The 16,087-nt window shown below is 47.4% G+C and carries 13 protein-coding genes and 1 pseudogene; 6 read left to right on the top strand and 8 right to left on the bottom strand.

All coding sequences use genetic code 11. The annotated features are described in order from the left end of the window. Positions 1 to 44: 44 nt before the first annotated feature. The gene (locus tag NST83_RS09540; protein WP_342417429.1) at positions 45 to 1,214 is read left to right on the top strand and encodes a glycosyltransferase family 1 protein; all 1,170 of its coding nucleotides are present in this window, start codon (positions 45 to 47) and stop codon (positions 1,212 to 1,214) included. 96 nt (positions 1,215 to 1,310) lie between these two features. On the opposite strand, the gene NST83_RS09535 is transcribed toward NST83_RS09540, so the two are convergent. The 5 genes and pseudogenes from NST83_RS09535 to NST83_RS09515 form a co-directional block, all read right to left on the bottom strand. Next, positions 1,311 to 1,508, bottom strand: coding sequence for a YwbE family protein (locus NST83_RS09535; protein ID WP_342417428.1), 198 nt, complete (start codon positions 1,506 to 1,508; stop codon positions 1,311 to 1,313). Between the two features lie 71 nt (positions 1,509 to 1,579). Further along, positions 1,580 to 2,320, bottom strand: coding sequence for a DUF1361 domain-containing protein (locus tag NST83_RS09530; protein ID WP_342417427.1), 741 nt, complete (start codon positions 2,318 to 2,320; stop codon positions 1,580 to 1,582). 623 nt (positions 2,321 to 2,943) lie between these two features. Next, positions 2,944 to 3,117: pseudogene (locus NST83_RS09525) on the bottom strand (sugar phosphate isomerase/epimerase); the annotation flags it as partial. A gap of 118 nt (positions 3,118 to 3,235) precedes the next feature. Next, positions 3,236 to 5,788, bottom strand: coding sequence for a glycoside hydrolase family 2 protein (locus NST83_RS09520; protein WP_342417426.1), 2,553 nt, complete (start codon positions 5,786 to 5,788; stop codon positions 3,236 to 3,238). A gap of 212 nt (positions 5,789 to 6,000) precedes the next feature. Then, a complete protein-coding gene (locus tag NST83_RS09515; RefSeq protein ID WP_137062620.1) occupies positions 6,001 to 7,068 on the bottom strand; it encodes a LacI family DNA-binding transcriptional regulator in 1,068 nt (355 codons plus the stop codon). A gap of 281 nt (positions 7,069 to 7,349) precedes the next feature. Between NST83_RS09515 and NST83_RS09510 the strand changes: the two genes are divergently transcribed. Next, the gene (locus NST83_RS09510) at positions 7,350 to 9,041 is read left to right on the top strand and encodes an ABC transporter substrate-binding protein (protein WP_342417425.1); all 1,692 of its coding nucleotides are present in this window, start codon (positions 7,350 to 7,352) and stop codon (positions 9,039 to 9,041) included. A 262-nt stretch (positions 9,042 to 9,303) separates the two neighbouring features. On the opposite strand, the gene NST83_RS09505 is transcribed toward NST83_RS09510, so the two are convergent. Both NST83_RS09505 and NST83_RS09500 read right to left on the bottom strand, forming a co-directional pair. Further along, on the bottom strand, positions 9,304 to 9,444 hold the full coding sequence (locus NST83_RS09505) for a hypothetical protein (RefSeq protein WP_342417424.1): 141 nt from the start codon (positions 9,442 to 9,444) through the stop codon (positions 9,304 to 9,306). Then, entirely contained in the window at positions 9,441 to 9,824 is a 384-nt protein-coding gene (locus NST83_RS09500) for a helix-turn-helix domain-containing protein (RefSeq protein ID WP_137062618.1), read from the bottom strand. The genes NST83_RS09505 and NST83_RS09500 overlap by 4 nt, the downstream gene beginning before the upstream one ends. Before the next feature lie 173 nt (positions 9,825 to 9,997). On the opposite strand from NST83_RS09500, the gene NST83_RS09495 reads away from it, so the two are divergent. Continuing rightward, positions 9,998 to 10,846: an N-acyl homoserine lactonase family protein gene (locus tag NST83_RS09495; protein WP_342417423.1), complete on the top strand. Its 849-nt coding sequence runs from the start codon at positions 9,998 to 10,000 to the stop codon at positions 10,844 to 10,846. A 210-nt stretch (positions 10,847 to 11,056) separates the two neighbouring features. Here NST83_RS09495 and NST83_RS09490 read toward each other — a convergent pair whose 3' ends face one another. Then, positions 11,057 to 11,620 (bottom strand): GNAT family protein, encoded by a 564-nt coding sequence (locus tag NST83_RS09490; RefSeq protein ID WP_342417422.1) that lies wholly within the window; start codon positions 11,618 to 11,620, stop codon positions 11,057 to 11,059. A 487-nt stretch (positions 11,621 to 12,107) separates the two neighbouring features. On the opposite strand from NST83_RS09490, the gene nrdI reads away from it, so the two are divergent. The 3 genes from nrdI (at position 12,108) to nrdF (ending at position 15,711) form a co-directional block, all read left to right on the top strand. Further along, positions 12,108 to 12,467 carry a class Ib ribonucleoside-diphosphate reductase assembly flavoprotein NrdI gene (nrdI, locus tag NST83_RS09485; RefSeq protein ID WP_137062615.1) on the top strand — a complete coding sequence of 120 codons (360 nt, stop codon included), beginning with the start codon at positions 12,108 to 12,110 and terminating at the stop codon, positions 12,465 to 12,467. Then, positions 12,454 to 14,538 (top strand): class 1b ribonucleoside-diphosphate reductase subunit alpha, encoded by a 2,085-nt coding sequence (nrdE, locus tag NST83_RS09480; RefSeq protein WP_342417421.1) that lies wholly within the window; start codon positions 12,454 to 12,456, stop codon positions 14,536 to 14,538. Before nrdI ends, nrdE begins: the two co-directional genes overlap by 14 nt. Before the next feature lie 207 nt (positions 14,539 to 14,745). Beyond that, positions 14,746 to 15,711: a class 1b ribonucleoside-diphosphate reductase subunit beta gene (gene nrdF, locus NST83_RS09475; protein ID WP_342417420.1), complete on the top strand. Its 966-nt coding sequence runs from the start codon at positions 14,746 to 14,748 to the stop codon at positions 15,709 to 15,711. The last annotated feature ends 376 nt before the right edge of the window (positions 15,712 to 16,087 follow it).

Here is a 16,087-nt window from a genome sequence, read left to right as displayed (position 1 = left end):
GTACGTCATAGGATAAATGAGAATGGCGGAGGAGGAATGAAGGCATGCTTCGAGTCGCATTATTTACGGACACGTATGCGCCTGACGTAAATGGCGCTGCCCTGACACTGGAACGATGGATTGGCTATCTGGAGAAACATGGGGTATCTACACTTGTCTTCGCACCAGAGGCAGACTATCATCTGCCCTCCGGGCCGGGTGTAGAACGGTTTCGGAGCATCCCTTTTTTGCTGTACCGGGAATGCAGACTTGCGATTCCCAACGCCAAACAGATTAACGACCGTTTGACCGCCTTTTCCCCGCACCTGATTCATGTCGCTACCCCGTTTAACCTTGGCCTGTACGGAACAAGCTACGCAGTCAAACACCATGTTCCACTCGTCGCCTCATATCATACCCACTTTGATAAATACCTCGAATATTACAAGCTTCGCTGGCTTGAACCTGCCTTGTGGAAATACATGCTCTGGTTTCACAGAAATTGTGAAAGAGTATACGTACCCTCTCGGTCAACCATGGAGCTATTGCGCAATAAAGGAATGAGTCAGCTCGAAATCTGGGGCAGGGGCATTGATACCCAACGTTTCCAACCGAAAGTGGACCGTTATGCAGTATGGAAAAAATGGGGCATTCGTGCAGACGCATTCGTTATTTTATATGTTGGCAGACTTGCACTGGAGAAGGGAATAGACACCTTACTGGATGCCTATCTCCAGTTGCCGGACGTTGTCCGGGCAGAATCTGTGCTGGTCATTGCAGGAGACGGTCCACTGTACAAGGTCAAAACAGCGGCAGACATGGGGGTGCCAGAGCATGCAGTCCATTGGCTTGGCTTTGTGAAAGGGCAGGAATTAGCGGAGCTATACGCCGCAGCGGATGTATTCCTGTTTCCCTCCACTACAGAAACATTCGGCAATGTCGTGCTGGAAGCCATGGCGAGCGGAACACCCGTGGTCGGTGCCGATGAAGGCGGGGTAAAGGATAATCTCATCCATGGGAAGACGGGCTTGTTGTGTCCTGCCGGAGATGCCGCTGCCTTTGCCGAAGCTGTGCACCTGTTGTACAAAGACAGACCATTTCGTGATTCTATGTCTGTTGCGGGTAGAGCCTACAGCATGGAACAGACGTGGGATCGCATTTTCGAACGGCTGCTGGATAGCTACATGGATGCCGCAACCATACATCTCAATAGCCGTCCCATGACGCATATATAGCCCCAGAAACTGGATCTCAGGATACATCAAAGGGTGGTTAGAAAATGCTTTAGCATGCATTCTATAACCACCCTCCACTATCATTACAGCTTTATTCTAATTAGCTACGATATGCTTGACACGCCCAACCTGTCCGTCTGCCAAACGCACTTTAATCCCATGCGGATGACGTGGAGAATTGGTCAAAATGTCCTTCACCGTTCCTCGCGTCAACTTTCCGGAAGGCTGATCTTTTTTAAGCACAATATCCACCTGAAGCCCTGCGCGAATATCTGATCGGTTGTGTCCGTTCATTGTCTCTATCCCCCCTCTCTATTCAATCTTATGAAGCTACTCGGCTACTCAGCTACTCGGTCGCATCGAAATCACCAGTTACGCCATTCATCCCGACGGCTATTGCCGATCCAAACCACGCACATTGTGGACACATAACTAATGAACAAAATAGCAAATACCATCCCGCTAAACTCTACAAAATGAGTACGCTGTAGGGTATCAGCCCATATGGAGGACACCTGCGCATACAACTGGGAAGGTGCAGAAATAATGTCCCACGTGTTCCCTCGAAAGAAACGGCCAATATAAATGCCCAAGCTGCTGAGCAGCAGTACCGCCAGCACAAACAGCCAGCTTACAAACCCGCCGCGTGCACGTTGTACCAGTTGTCGCACAGATTCGAGGGATACAAATCCCATCGTCAACCCAAGGACAGCGACCAACAGCATCCCCAGTACATGATTCCAGAAATACGGCTCTCCCCAGAAGCGCTGCTCCCCAAGAAATGGATATCTTGCGAATACATGCAGCAAATCTGTGATTAAATACGGAGTATTGGGATAAAAAAAGAGCCATACCGCTCCCGTGATCCACAACAAAAACGTCCTCGTCCCCCTTCTCCAGGAACAATGAACGACGTCCAGCAGCAAGGTCAAGATCATGGGAATCCAGGCTAGCATCATATTCCACCATATAAAGCGATAAGGGCGTCCTCCCGAGGGCAGCTGCACGTTAATGATCCATAGAGTGCTGATCACTGAGCATACAGCTAATACGATAAAAACATACCCTTTTATAGGATAATTTAGCGATCTTAAACGGGCATACATGTGTGTCTTTTCCTCCTTTACAGCCGTCCAGCCTTTTGTCGTTCCAATTTACACCTGTTCTGGACAGTGTACACCACAATCGCTTCAAGCTCAATGGAAGCGCTCCATTAACCAGTCTATATTCCCCGCAAGTGAATTTTCCCTCACGCCCAAAAACAAATAAAATCTGTGTCATGCAATCCAACGGACCTTCTGAACGAAAACGAAGCGTCCACACATCCTCCTGACGATCCACATCCACCCGGATTTCATGCTTATGTTCATGGGTTAGTTGGTCGTTTGTGATGCGGGAGCAGATACCACGGACTGATCTCCTCCTGCGAGATAGGCGGCAGATCGGAGGCAGCAACAGGCCCGTAATATCCCTTGACCTGCTGACCCAATAGCGTCCAGCCGGTTTCATGGACAGTCAACTCCTGCATAGGCACAAAGCCTGGCGAGAAATAGGAAGCTGCCTGAACCGCCAGCAGACGCGCATCTCCATGCCGCAACGACAGGAACGATGAAACCTCGGTCATGAGCGTCGCGCTGGTATCCTTCTGCTGATATCGAGCAACTGGAGCGCCAAAATCCGTATGCAGCCTGCTGTGATAAATGTGCTGGTGATGCCCTGCTTCATCTATGCCGTGTCCAATGTCATACCATAGATATACGGGCGCGTCCTTCAAATCGTCTATGATCGTCTTGACCTCCTGTAAGGTAGGCATCTGATAGCAGCGTGAACCCGTTTCGATACCAATTGCTACATCATAGCCCTTGGAGACGATACGGTCACACACCTCTTCCAAGTGATTTTTGTTAAATATATTAACATAATGAAAACGCTCTACATATCATCATAAAATGCTTTAGATAGCAAAAAGGCTTATCCGCTTCGCCTACATGAAGTACGGATAAACCTGAGCTGTTTATTTTCTATCCCTGTATCCAATCTACCAACGAGCATACCGTCAGTTTGCCTGGAGAAGCTGCCTCAAAAGCCGAGCTCCCTCTGCCCAGAGCCAAAAATCCCACCGTTTTAGGAATACCGGGAGCCAAATCCAGATGATTGTCGCTAAAAATGCCTTCCCGCTCCGCCGACAGCCATACATGCCTCGCCAGTACATCCGAGCAAAGGCTAAAGCTGCTTCCTCCACTTCCCTGTACCTCTGTTACTTCAATATTCGGTTGCGGCCAATCCATCTCTTTTGTGTCTGCAAAATAAACTTCACAGGAAGCCACCTGCTCACCGTTTTGTATCAGACCTGCGACCAGTATATGCTCTGCAGGGTTCAGGCCATTCAGCCATTTGTCGGCAGGCAGTATATGTACCAGCCCCGCTGCATTAGCTTGCTGCTCTACCTGAATGTCCTCTTCACGGACGGCCTTGCTACCCCGGATATGCAAAAGCGTAAGCCGCAGCGTGCCTTGAACTGGCTTTAGCGTATCGTTGACAATATGCAGCGCCTTATTCCCCTGCTCCGTATCCGCTACGCTCAGCAGCACATCGGCAAAGCTGCGCTTAGCCGTATATTGCAGCGCCTTCCAGCGACCAAAATAATCCATGCTCGACCAGGAGGCAACGGGCCAGCAATCATTCATTTGCCAATACAATGTGCCCATACAGTAAGGCTTGCAACGCCGATGCGCCTCAATGGCCATTTTCATCGCTTCCGCCTGTAAAATCTGACTCATGGGAAGAAAGGCTTTAAAATCCTTCGGCTCCCGCATGTATCGCTCCATATATTCTTTAATCAGGCGATTGCCCGCCCCGTTCTTCTGATGCGCCAGCATTACTACCGATTCCAGTTCCAGATCGTTCTCTTCCGCATAGGCGCGCACGGACCTGTATTCGGGAAAGGACTGAAAGCCATATTCACTCATAAAGCGCCCCACATGCACATGGTAATGCTCAAAAGGCTCAGATGCGTGCCATACGCCCCAGTAATGAACATCTCCCGCCGTCGAAGACGGATGAGCATGCTGATTTCGGTCTCCAGACAGGCCGATCAGTGGAGACGAGGGCCAATATGCCGTCTGCGGGGACCAGGTGTGTACCATTTCCGGTAAAATCCCGTGAAAGAGCGTCTCATAATCAGACCACATGCGCTCTCGCTGCGCTGGCGAATAATCCTTTTTCCAGCCCCAGCCCCCGTTCTCCTCATAATGCGCCCAAGCTGAATCAATCTCATTATTGCCGCACCATAACGCGATACATGGATGATTACGCAGACGCTTGATGTTGTCCTCCGCTTCCTTAGACACATTGTCCAAAAAAGCTGGATCGCCCGGGTACATGCTGCACGCAAACATAAAGTCCTGCCATATCAATAAACCGTATTCATCACACAGCTCGTAAAATATATATTCCTCATAAATACCGCCGCCCCAGACCCGTAACATATTCATATGAGAGGCCGCAGCGCTGGCAATCTCATGCCGATACCTTTCTCGTGTCACTTCAGGGGCAAAGCTGTCATTCGGAATATGGTTGGCTCCCTTCGCAAACACTGGAACCCCGTTCAGTTCAAAATAAAAACTCTCTCCCGCCGCATCCTGTTCACGCACAAGACGAATCGAACGCAAGCCCGTTTTCACCGTTTTTTCCGCGATTACAGCTCCTTCATCCTGCTCCACAAGCTCGGCTGCAAACGTATATAGATGCGGCTCTCCCAGTCCCCGGCACCACCATAGCCTGGGTTGCCCCATGTACAGCTCCAGCTCCACCGTTTGCCTTCCCTTCAACAGACGAACAGGCTTCAGCCATTCCCTGCCGTCAGCAGAAATACGCAGATCGGCTTCTCTGATCTCACCCGCATTTTCAATTTCTGCAACAGCCGTGAGTCTGGCTCTGTCTACACTGATTTCATCCTGCCGGATAAATAAGTCTCTTACGATCAGACCAGACCATGCCTCCACCCGTACCTGTCTCCAAATGCCGCTCGTCACCAGCCTCGGCCCCCAATCCCAACCGTAATGGTAAGGAGCCTTACGTGCGAAAACGCTTACCTTTTTGTCCGCCAAACCACCTGCTTCGGACTGATCATTCGGCGCGGGAAGCGCGTAACCCAATTGCTCCAGCTTGGGCAGATCCTCAGCTACCGGAGAACGGAACTTGATTTCCAGCCGATTCCCTCCCTGCTGAACCCATGCCTTCACATCCCTCCTCCACATCCGAAACATATTGTTGGCCGACAAAACGGGGTGCCCGTTCACTTTTACCTCCGCATACGTATCCAAGCCCTCCAGCACCAATTCTACACACGGGCACTGAAGCTGTTCCACATTCATTTCAAAACAGGCTTCGTATATCCAGTCCTGTTTGTCAATCCATTGTACCTCCGCCTCGTTCGTTCCAATAAAAGGATCTGGAATTTTGCCATGTCGTAAAAGGTCCGTATGCACACATCCCGGTACTTTCGCGCTAAGCCACTCATCACCTGGTGCTTTCCTAAACCTCCAGTTATCCAACCCTGTCACATTGAACATCGTCGCAAGCCTCCCTATAAGGATGATTGGGAACATCTGGACTCCTCTATAAACATAACAAAAATAACATTAAGCTAACAAAATAGTCAAATCGTTTTTTGTGACAAAAAAAATTGCAAAACAACAAAGAGAAGCCGCCCTCGCCCCAAAAGGCTAAAAAGCGACTTTTTTATCAGTCCGCGTGTATGGAACTACCTATCTATATCTGGACATCAACTATATGTGATTGTACTTATCGGGTGTTCATGATCATCCTTACCCTGACTGAGCCGCGGCGCATACCCCTCTCGTACGACCAGTTCCGCGTGCAGAAGCTTTTTCTCGACGGGGGAATCCGGGTTGGTTATGCGCCATAGCAATTGATCCACCGCACGCATGCCCAAAAGCTCCTTATCCACTCTAACCGTAGCATAAATCGGCATCTGCTCGCTCGTATCGTCAAAACCGGTCACTCCACAGCGCCTCGGGACGTCAATTCCCTTTCGTTTGAGCGCATCCACCACGTGCCCGGCAGTCACATCATTCACACATACAAACATCTCTGGCAATTCATCCTCGGTCAGCTTGTCCAATTCCTCGGCAAGCTTCTGCGCACCCATGTGGAGCAAGGCTCTATTTTGCTTTAATCCTATTCCTCCAAGCTCCAATGTGGAGCGAAAAGCTTCCCAACGTTCAGAGAAGCTGTGAGCATCGTCGATATTTCCAACAAATTGAAAGCGGGTATAGCCCCTGCACAGCACATTTCTCATGAGCTCAGACATACATGTGCGGTTATCTGTAAACACCGTATCGCTTAAAAACGCAGCATCCCAATGATCCACCATAACGACCGGAATGCTCATCCGATAAATATTCAGCAATATAGAAGTAGAAATCGACCCTACCGTAATAATGCCCCTGATCGCTTCTGGATTCAGCAAAGCAAACATATCCTCTGTTGAAGGCTCCGTTAACGTCAGCATGTTCATTCCCTTTCCATTCAAGCGCTCAGAAATGCCTTCAAACACAGGACCCCAATACCTGGATTCTCTATTCTGGTGCCGTATATTTGGAAATAACACCAGCACAGTTCCCGACCATTCCCCGGCATCCGTGTCCCGAGGTTCCACCCCCGTTGTCTTTGGATGATTGCGAAAATAGCCCATCTGGGCAGCCAGCTTGACCAACACTGCCCTCGTTTCCTCACTTACTCCGGGCTTGCCGGACAATGCACGCGAAACAGCGAACTTTGAAACACCAGCCGCATCCGCAATTTCCTGCAACGTTACTTTTCCACGCATCTTCTCACCCAACCCTATTCGGAATCTTTTTTTGCCTCTGCCTTTCCAATTGCATGGGTGTACCCATAAACTGGTATCATCGTAGCACACTTTGTTTGAGATCATCAAACGATAGATTTGCACAAATCCACACCATCCACCAAAATATGTTTGCATAATAAAAAAACAAACACATAACAAATCAACATAAATGACTTGACGTAAGGTTCGGTATTTCCTACAATTTACTATTGAAAGCACTTACATTATGTAAATCATACTTATAAAGGGGGATTTTGCAGATGTTCAAGATCAGGTCGGTACGACAAGGCTCCATCCTTCTCCTGGCTTTGTTGCTGCTCGTCACGACGGGCTGCGCAAACGGAACAGGCGGTACGGCAGAAAATGAAAATCCCGATGATACCAGTCCTGTTACACTTACTTTTTTTGGTGGTGACGCCAGCTCGAATTGGAATAACATGAAGGATGCAATTGGACAGGAAATTATCAAAAAAACGGGCGTGACACTGAACGGAGAACATGCCGTCAATGGCCGGAGTGAGGAAAAGTTTGCTTTGATGGCTGCCAGCGGAGAGTATCCTGACCTAGTCTATCCCAAAAACGATGTCGGTAAGCTGGTCGATGCCGGGGCACTCATTGACTTAACCGACCTGATTGATAAATACGGCCCCAATATCAAGAAAGTGTACGGAGACTATTTTAACCGTATAAAATATAGCCATGACGACCCTGCCATCTATACCATTCCGACAAATTTAGGCGTAGATCACATCGCATTTGACGCACAAGCCGGGTTCGAAATCCAGCATCAGGCGCTGGAGAAGCTCGGCTATCCGAAAATTCGCACAGTTCAGGATTTTGAAAAAGCACTCAAGGACTATGTAGCCCTATATCCCACCACTAACGGTCAACCTACCATCCCCCTCTCCCTGGATGCCGAAGATTGGAAAATTCAAATTACCGTAACAAATCCGGCAGTTACCGCTACAGGCGGACCGGACGATGGAGAGTATTATATCGATCCCAAGACACGTAAAGCCATTCTCCACTACAAACGCCCGGAGGAACGGGAATATTTTCGCTGGCTGAATCATATGTACAACGAAGGACTGCTGGATAAGGATACTTTTGTGCAAAAAAGCGATCAATACAAGTCCAAAATCGCCGCAGGTCGTGTGATTGGACTCATTGATCAGGAGTGGAACTATCAGGATGCCGAAAACGCGCTCAAAGCGTCGGGCAAGGATGAATTTACCTACGCGCATTTCCCGGTTACGTTAAGCGAGAAATACAAGGATCATTCCCTCCAGCCGCTCGGCTTTGATGCTGCATACGGGATCGGAATTACGACCTCGTGCAAAAATCCCGTGCGTGCCATCAAGTTTCTGGATTTTCTGGCCTCCGACGAAGGACAGATTTTGCGCAACTGGGGAATCGAAGGCCAGCATTACAATGTAGAGAACGGCAAACGGGTTATTCCGCCCGATGTGCAGCAACGTAAAAACACCGATAATTCCGCCTTTATGAGAGAGTCGGGCATCGGTTTGTACTGGATATGGGGGCCGCATTACGGTGACGGCATCAAGGACCCTTCCGGCAACTACTATACGACGAACTATCCAGAGATGATTACTGAAAATTACAGCCGGGCCGAAAAAAAATCACTGCAAGCCTACAATGCTCGAACGTGGAAGGACCTGTTCCCGAACGAAAAGGATTTTCCGGTGAAAGAATGGGGCGCCGCCTACAACATGCCCGTTCCGACCAATACAAACTACAATGTCATTTATCAGAAGTCGCAGGACATTGTGCGCAAACGGATTCCCGAAGCTGTACTCGCCAAGCCCGATCAATTTGATGCTATCTATGACCGCATGCTCCAAGAGCTGGATCAGGCAGGTGTGCCGAAGGCTGAAGAAATCTACACCGGACTGATCCAAAATCGGCTTAAGCTGTGGAACGCGGAAAAATAACGATCAAAGGGGCTGAACTTAAAAGTTACTTATCGTGCCACTACGCAGTCGAATGGTGCTTCCTATCGCCACCTCCCCCGGATTTCTTGAATAATCATATAACTAGGTAAAAATCCGGGGAAGTGATGCTTCCGAAGCCAGCTATCCTACGGAAAGCTTTTAAAGCGACCGCTTCGCTTGTACAGCACCATTCCGCCTACTCCGTTTTGATGTTTATTTTTCAAGTTCAGTATAGTTCGAGTTTGGCTTGTATAATGAAAGATTACAGGGCTGCCTTGATGATTTCCATGATCCAAATGCCTTGTTCGGAAAGGCCGATCTGACGTGGCTGTTGAAATGTATTCCCCGCCGAGTTCGAAAAGCTGATCAACAAGCCGATGATAAGCACAATCCAAATCTTCACTTACTGTATTTCAGATCATAATTGACTCTTGCCTCTTCTACATGCGAATAATTCGTTCTGCCCCACTGTCTTAATTCTTTCATCGGTAGAAGTAAGGTTTCGCCTAAAGGGGTTAGCGAATATTCCACAGTAGCAGGTACTGTTGGTGTAATATGGCGTTGGACTAGCCCATCCCGCTCCAGCTTTCGTACCGTTTGTGTCAGCATTTTTTTGGAGATGCCCTCGACTCTTCTTGAAATATCCCCGTATCTGATGCGCCCATTCTCCAATGCGTAAATGACGAGCGCCGTCCACTTGTTGGAAATAATGTCGAGAACTCTGCTATAGCCACAACCCGCCAGCGTGATGTCGGGTTGTTTTTTGGTGATTGAAGATGTCAAATCCTATCCCCTCCTATGCACTTAAAAGTACCCTGGACACATTAAAGTGCCTCCTTATGTAAGTTTAGATTTTATATTAAGGTATGTCTATACCTGCCGCTACGGCAGCGTAATCGTCACGAGTGAAGTCAGAGATCTACTTGTAAATTACTCTTCATCGGGAGGAAACAAACATGCCAAATATTATTAAACCGCGGCCTAAACTGTATGTGATGGATAACGGACGAATGAGCATGGACAAGAACTGGATCATTGCGATGCATAACCCGGCTACGATTAACAATCCTAATGCGTCAACAGAATTCGCAGAATTCCCCATTTATACAGTATTGATCGACCATCCTGAGGGAAAGATTCTGTTTGATACAGCATGTAATCCGAACTCGATGGGCCGCGAAGGGCGTTGGGCCGAATCAACGCAATTGGCATCTCCTTGGGTGGCCAGTGAGGAATGTTACCTGCATAACCGGCTGGAGCAGTTGAACGTAAGACCCGAGGAAATTAGGTACGTCATTGCCTCTCATTTGCATTTGGACCACGCGGGGTGCCTGGAAATGTTCACGAACGCTACCATTATCGTACATGAGGATGAGTTGAACGGTGCGCTGCAGAGCTATGCCCGTAATGTAAAAGAAGGAGCTTATGTCTGGGCGGACATTGATGCATGGATCAAAAATCACTTGCAGTGGAAAACAATCAAACGCCATCAGGATAACCTGGAACTGGCTGAAGGCATCAAGGTCCTCAACTTTGGTAGCGGGCATGCTTGGGGGATGATAGGCTTGCATATTGAACTGCCGGAGACAGGGGGGATCATCCTCGCTTCGGATGCTATTTATTCAGCGGAAAGCTACGGTCCACCCGTCAAGCCGCCAGGCGTTATTTATGATCTGCTTGGTTACCGGGATACGGTGGAAAAAATCCGCACTCTGGCTGCACGGACGAATTCTCAAGTGTGGTTCGGTCATGATGCTATTCAATTCAAACAATTACGCAAATCAACCGAGGGATATTACGAATAAAATGTTCAATATGTCAGGTATCTACCCCAAAAGCCCGCAATCTCGCGGGCTTCTATGATTCGCTTGTCTGCAATCGCACCTGTAGTAAGAAGTTCGCACTTTGCAGAGAAAGTCCTTTGGCTAAGAGAAATAAGATGAGCGTAGTCCCTGTAATCTCACTCATAAAAAATTGAAGAAAGCTGACGGAATAAAATAACTTATGTGCTTTCATTATCGAGATTCCGTCGTTTGCTCCGCAGCCTTATACTCACTTCGTAAAATGCCCATTTGAATGATGTCATAGTATTGGCCTTCCCTGAACAGCTTTTGCCGCAGCCGACCTTCCTCCTTGAAGCCGCAGGCCAGATAGCAGCGATATGCACGCTCGTTGTATGCATAGACCTCCAGCTCCAGCCGATTCAGGTTCAGTGTATGAAATACAAATTTCTGTAATAGCCGGATCGCTTCACGTCCGTAGCCTTTGCCCAGGTTATCATCGCGCCCAATCACAATGCCGAGCGTGGCGTGCCGATTCAACCAGTTGATTTTAAATAAATCCAGTTGTCCAATATAGTCCAGTGTGTCTTTATGTGCAATAACAAAGCCCTTGATCTCGGAGTTACCATCGATCATCATCTGTACGTAGGCTTCGCTATTCGTCTGAGAATGAGGATAAGTAAAAACATCGCTCAAACCGCGTGTAATATCCGGGTCATTGACCCATTTTCGTATTTCCGGTATATCCTCCTGACGATACTCCCTCAATACGATGCGTTCCCCAATAATATGTGGCATAGTACATCTTCCCTTCGGTTATGTAATGGTATCTTAATATAGCATCAAACGACCCTGAATCCATAAATCCATTACCCATCATACGTATTCCCCCTACAGTAAAAGGTAGATTTACTGCTGTATCTCCTATTGACAAATCGTACATCTTCATCTCTCAAAACTCCAGTACATTTGTAAAATTCGCACGAAAAAAAAAGTTATTCTGCTTATCCCGCACCCCGCTTGGACTTGCCCCCAATCCTTGTGCCCAACCTTTTAAAAGTGATTGACCTCACCTATATATAGATATAAAATAGAAATCGTACTCTAAATATAGTGTGCAACGCGTATTTTACACATATATCTTGAAAATACAGATATGGAAGAACCGATATAAATAGGCGTGAAAATTTTGGCGAAGCACAGCCAGCAAGGGGTTGCAAATCTTTACAGGATTTCGAGCCTTGGGCAGATGCTGTTTTGCCAAATGTCAAGGAGGATGAATACAATGCTGATTGCCTATGATTCCAAGACCGGCAATGTAAAAAGATTTATCGGGAAGCTCAAGCTTCCGGCGGTCCAAATCCAGGAGCAAATGACTATAGAGGAACCATACGTACTCATTACATATACAACGGGGTTTGGACAGATACCTGAGAGGGTATCTTCCTTTTTGCAAAAAAATGCTCAAAACCTCGTGGGTGTAGCTGCCAGCGGCAACCGTAATTGGGGCGAGAGCTTTGCCAAAAGCGCGGATTTGATCTCCGACCATTACAACGTGCCTGTCATCAGTAAATTTGAATTATCCGGAACGTTCGGCGATGTAGAGCGTTTCAAACAGGGGGTGAGCCGAGTTGCGGCATATTGAACTGAACAACATGTTGATGAAACGCGATACAGATGGCTTTTTCCAATTGGAAAAGGACCAAGAGGCTGTAGACGAATTTATGAAGGAAGTCGAAGAACGGAGCTTGAAGTTTGCAGATACAGCGGCTCAAGTGCTCTACATGATTGAGAATGATTATTACGAAAATTTCTATAGTAGCTATACATCTGACGAAATTAAGGATATTTTCCATATCACTCATAGTTATCATTTTAAATTCCCTTCCTATATGGCAGCATCCAAGTTTTATACGGATTATGCAGTGAAAAGCAATGACCGTAAGGTTTATCTGGAGCACTATCCTGACCGGGTGGCGGTCGTCGCCCTGCATTTGGGACGCGGTAACGCCGATACAGCGCGCTTGTTGTCCCGCTCGATGATGGAGCAGCGTCTCCAGCCGGCAACACCAACCTTCCTGAATGCAGGCAAAAGCCGTCGTGGGGAATTGGTATCCTGCTTCCTGCTCGAAATGGACGACTCTCTCAACTCGATCAACTACGTGCTGAACACTTGCATGCAGTTGTCCAAAATCGGCGGCGGTGTCGCGGTCAACCTGTCGAAACTGCGGTCACGTGGCGAAGCGATTAAAGGTGTGGAGGGCGCGGCTAAAGGCATTATGCCTGTGCTGAAACTGATGGAGGACGGCTTCTCCTACGCGGATCAGATGGGTCAACGTAAAGGTTCCGGCGCTGCATACTACAACATTTTCGGTTGGGATGTACTGGAGTTCCTGGATAGTAAAAAAATCAATGCCGACGAAAGAGTACGCCTCAAGACACTCTCCATCGGACTGATTGTTCCGAACCGCTTTTATAAGCTGGCTCAGGATAATGAGCCGCTGCATGTATTCGCTCCTTATAGTGTGTACAAGGCTTACGGTACGCATCTGGACGATATGGATCTGGATGAAATGTACGATACATTGCTCGCTGACGACCGGGTGAAGAAAAAGGTTGCGATGAGCGCGCGTGACATGTTGACCAAAATTGCCATGATCCAGCTGGAATCCGGCTATCCATACATGATGAACAAAAGTAACGCGAATCAAGCACATGCCCTTAAAAACGTAGGTCAGGTTAAAATGTCGAACCTGTGCACAGAAATTTTCCAATTACAGGAAACCTCTGAAATTACAAATTACGGCCAACAGGATACAATCCGTCGGGATATCAGCTGTAATCTGGCTTCTCTCAACATTGTAAATGTGATGGAGCATGGCAAAATCCGCGAATCCGTTCACGAGGGAATGATTGCCCTGACCTCGGTCAGCGATATGACTCAAGTCGCAAACGCGCCGGGTGTTGCCAAGGCAAACCGTGAGATGCATTCTGTCGGTCTGGGTGTCATGAACCTGCACGGCTACCTTGCCAAGAACAAAATTGCTTATGAAAGCAACGAAGCGAAGGATTTTGTCCGTACCTTCTTTATGACGATGAACTATCACTCGCTGGAGAAGAGCATGGAGATCGCGCAAGCGGCCGGACAAAGCTTTTATGGCTTTGAGGAATCGGATTACGCGACTGGGGTGTATTTTGACCGTTATCTGAACACCGATTACCGTCCGACAACGGAACGCGTACAAGAGCTATTTGGCGGTATTTATATTCCTTCTCCAGAGGATTGGGACAAGCTGAAAGCAGATGTGCAGAAGAACGGCCTGTATCACGCGTACCGTATGGCGATTGCGCCGACGGCCAGCATTTCATATATTCAAAATGCGACGTCCAGCGTAATGCCTATCGTGGAACAAATTGAAACACGTACCTATGCGAACTCGACGACCTATTATCCAATGCCTTACTTGCAAAGAGATAATGTGTTCTTTTATAAATCCGCGTATCAAATGGATCAATTCAAAGTGCTTGACCTGATTGCAGAAATTCAGCCTCACGTGGATCAAGGAATTTCAACCGTGCTTCATGTGAACAGTGACGTGACTACACGCCAATTGGCACGTTGCTATCTGTATGCTGCTCACAAAGGACTCAAATCGTTGTACTACACACGTACCAAAAAGCTGTCTGTAGAAGAGTGCCTCACCTGCTCGGTCTAAGACCGTACTCATAAATTAACATTAGAAGTCCTCATATATATCGATGCTTTTCATTAGAAGCTGTATCCAGCGTGATGTTCTGCCCTTTATGGGTTGGGACACGGCCTCGCGGATGCAGCTTCCGTATGTCAAGCAAACGATGATTCGCCTATGTCATTTCGTTATGACTCTAGGAAATCTCGGAAGCTGAAGGGAGAATGCTAAACAATGACAGGTATACAAGCTGTAAACTGGAATCGCTCGGACGATGATTTTACACTGATGTTCTGGAATCAGAACATTATGCAATTTTGGACGGATGATGAAATTCCGCTGTCCGACGATAAAATGAGTTGGGTAACCCTCAGTGATATTGAAAAAGAAGCCTATATGAAAGTATTAGGCGGCTTAACGTTGCTGGATACGATTCAAGGCGGCGTAGGTATGCCGCAAATTATGGAGCATGTGGACGGGCTGCAACGCAAAGCTGTACTAAGCTTTATGGCGATGATGGAGCAAATTCATGCGAAGTCGTACAGCAGCATTTTTACAACCCTAGCTTCTACGGAAGAGATCGATGATATATTCCGTTGGGTAGAGGAAAATCCGTATCTTCAGACCAAGGCGGAAACCATTCGTCAGTATTATTTGAATATTCATGCACCAAAAGACTTGTATCTCGCTATGGCAGCGTCTGTGCTGTTAGAAAGCTATTTATTTTATAGCGGCTTCTTCTATCCTCTCTATCTGGCGGGTCAGGGCAAGATGACATGCAGCGGAGAAATTATCGACTTGATTTTACGGGACGAAAGTATTCACGGTGTTTATGTGGGTGTGCTGGCACAGGAGATTTATGCAGAGCTGGACGAGGAAGAGCAACGGGATCTGTACCAGACGCTGGTAGGGTTGCTGCGCTACTTGCACAATAACGAGGAACAATACACCGAGCAAATTTATGCTCCCATCGGGCTGGTGGACGATGTCAAAGTCTTTTTACGCTACAACGCCAATAAGGCTATGATGAACCTGGGCTTTGATCCACTGTTTGAAGAAGAAGAAGTCAATCCAATTGTAATCAACGGCATCAGCACTCACACCAAGCAGCATGATTTCTTTTCTAAAAAAGGAAACGGCTACGTGCGTGCAATGAATGTGGAGCCGCTGACTGATGATGATTTTAATTTTGGAGTGTAGGTAATTAGATCGTGTTAATTGTAGTAACGTAAATAGAGGATGGTTAGTTCATTATATGAACTAATCTCCTCTATTTTTTGTTTAAAAGAAATATTAACTATAGCTTTAAAGTTTTTCATTGGGAGTGGCGTTATGAGAGTACAAGAAGTAATTCTTAATGATGTTGGATGAGGTAGGAGTTTCAGTTGTTCCTGTAAAAGCAACAACACACTAAAGACTTATTGCTATGCATTAAAACAGTATTTCACTTAGCCCTCAACAGCGCGGTCCTCTTAGGCCGCGTCTTTTGCATTTATTTCCTCCATAACGAACGGCAAAATCAATATTACCCGGGTAATATTGATTTTTTATTTTTACCCGGGTATAATTGGTGAGG

This window comes from Paenibacillus sp. FSL R10-2782, assembly GCF_038592985.1.
Taxonomy (GTDB): Bacteria; Bacillota; Bacilli; order Paenibacillales; family Paenibacillaceae; genus Paenibacillus; species Paenibacillus terrae_C.
The sequence above is the reverse complement of the archived record's forward strand: the minus strand, read 5'-3'. Positions and strand labels throughout refer to the sequence as shown.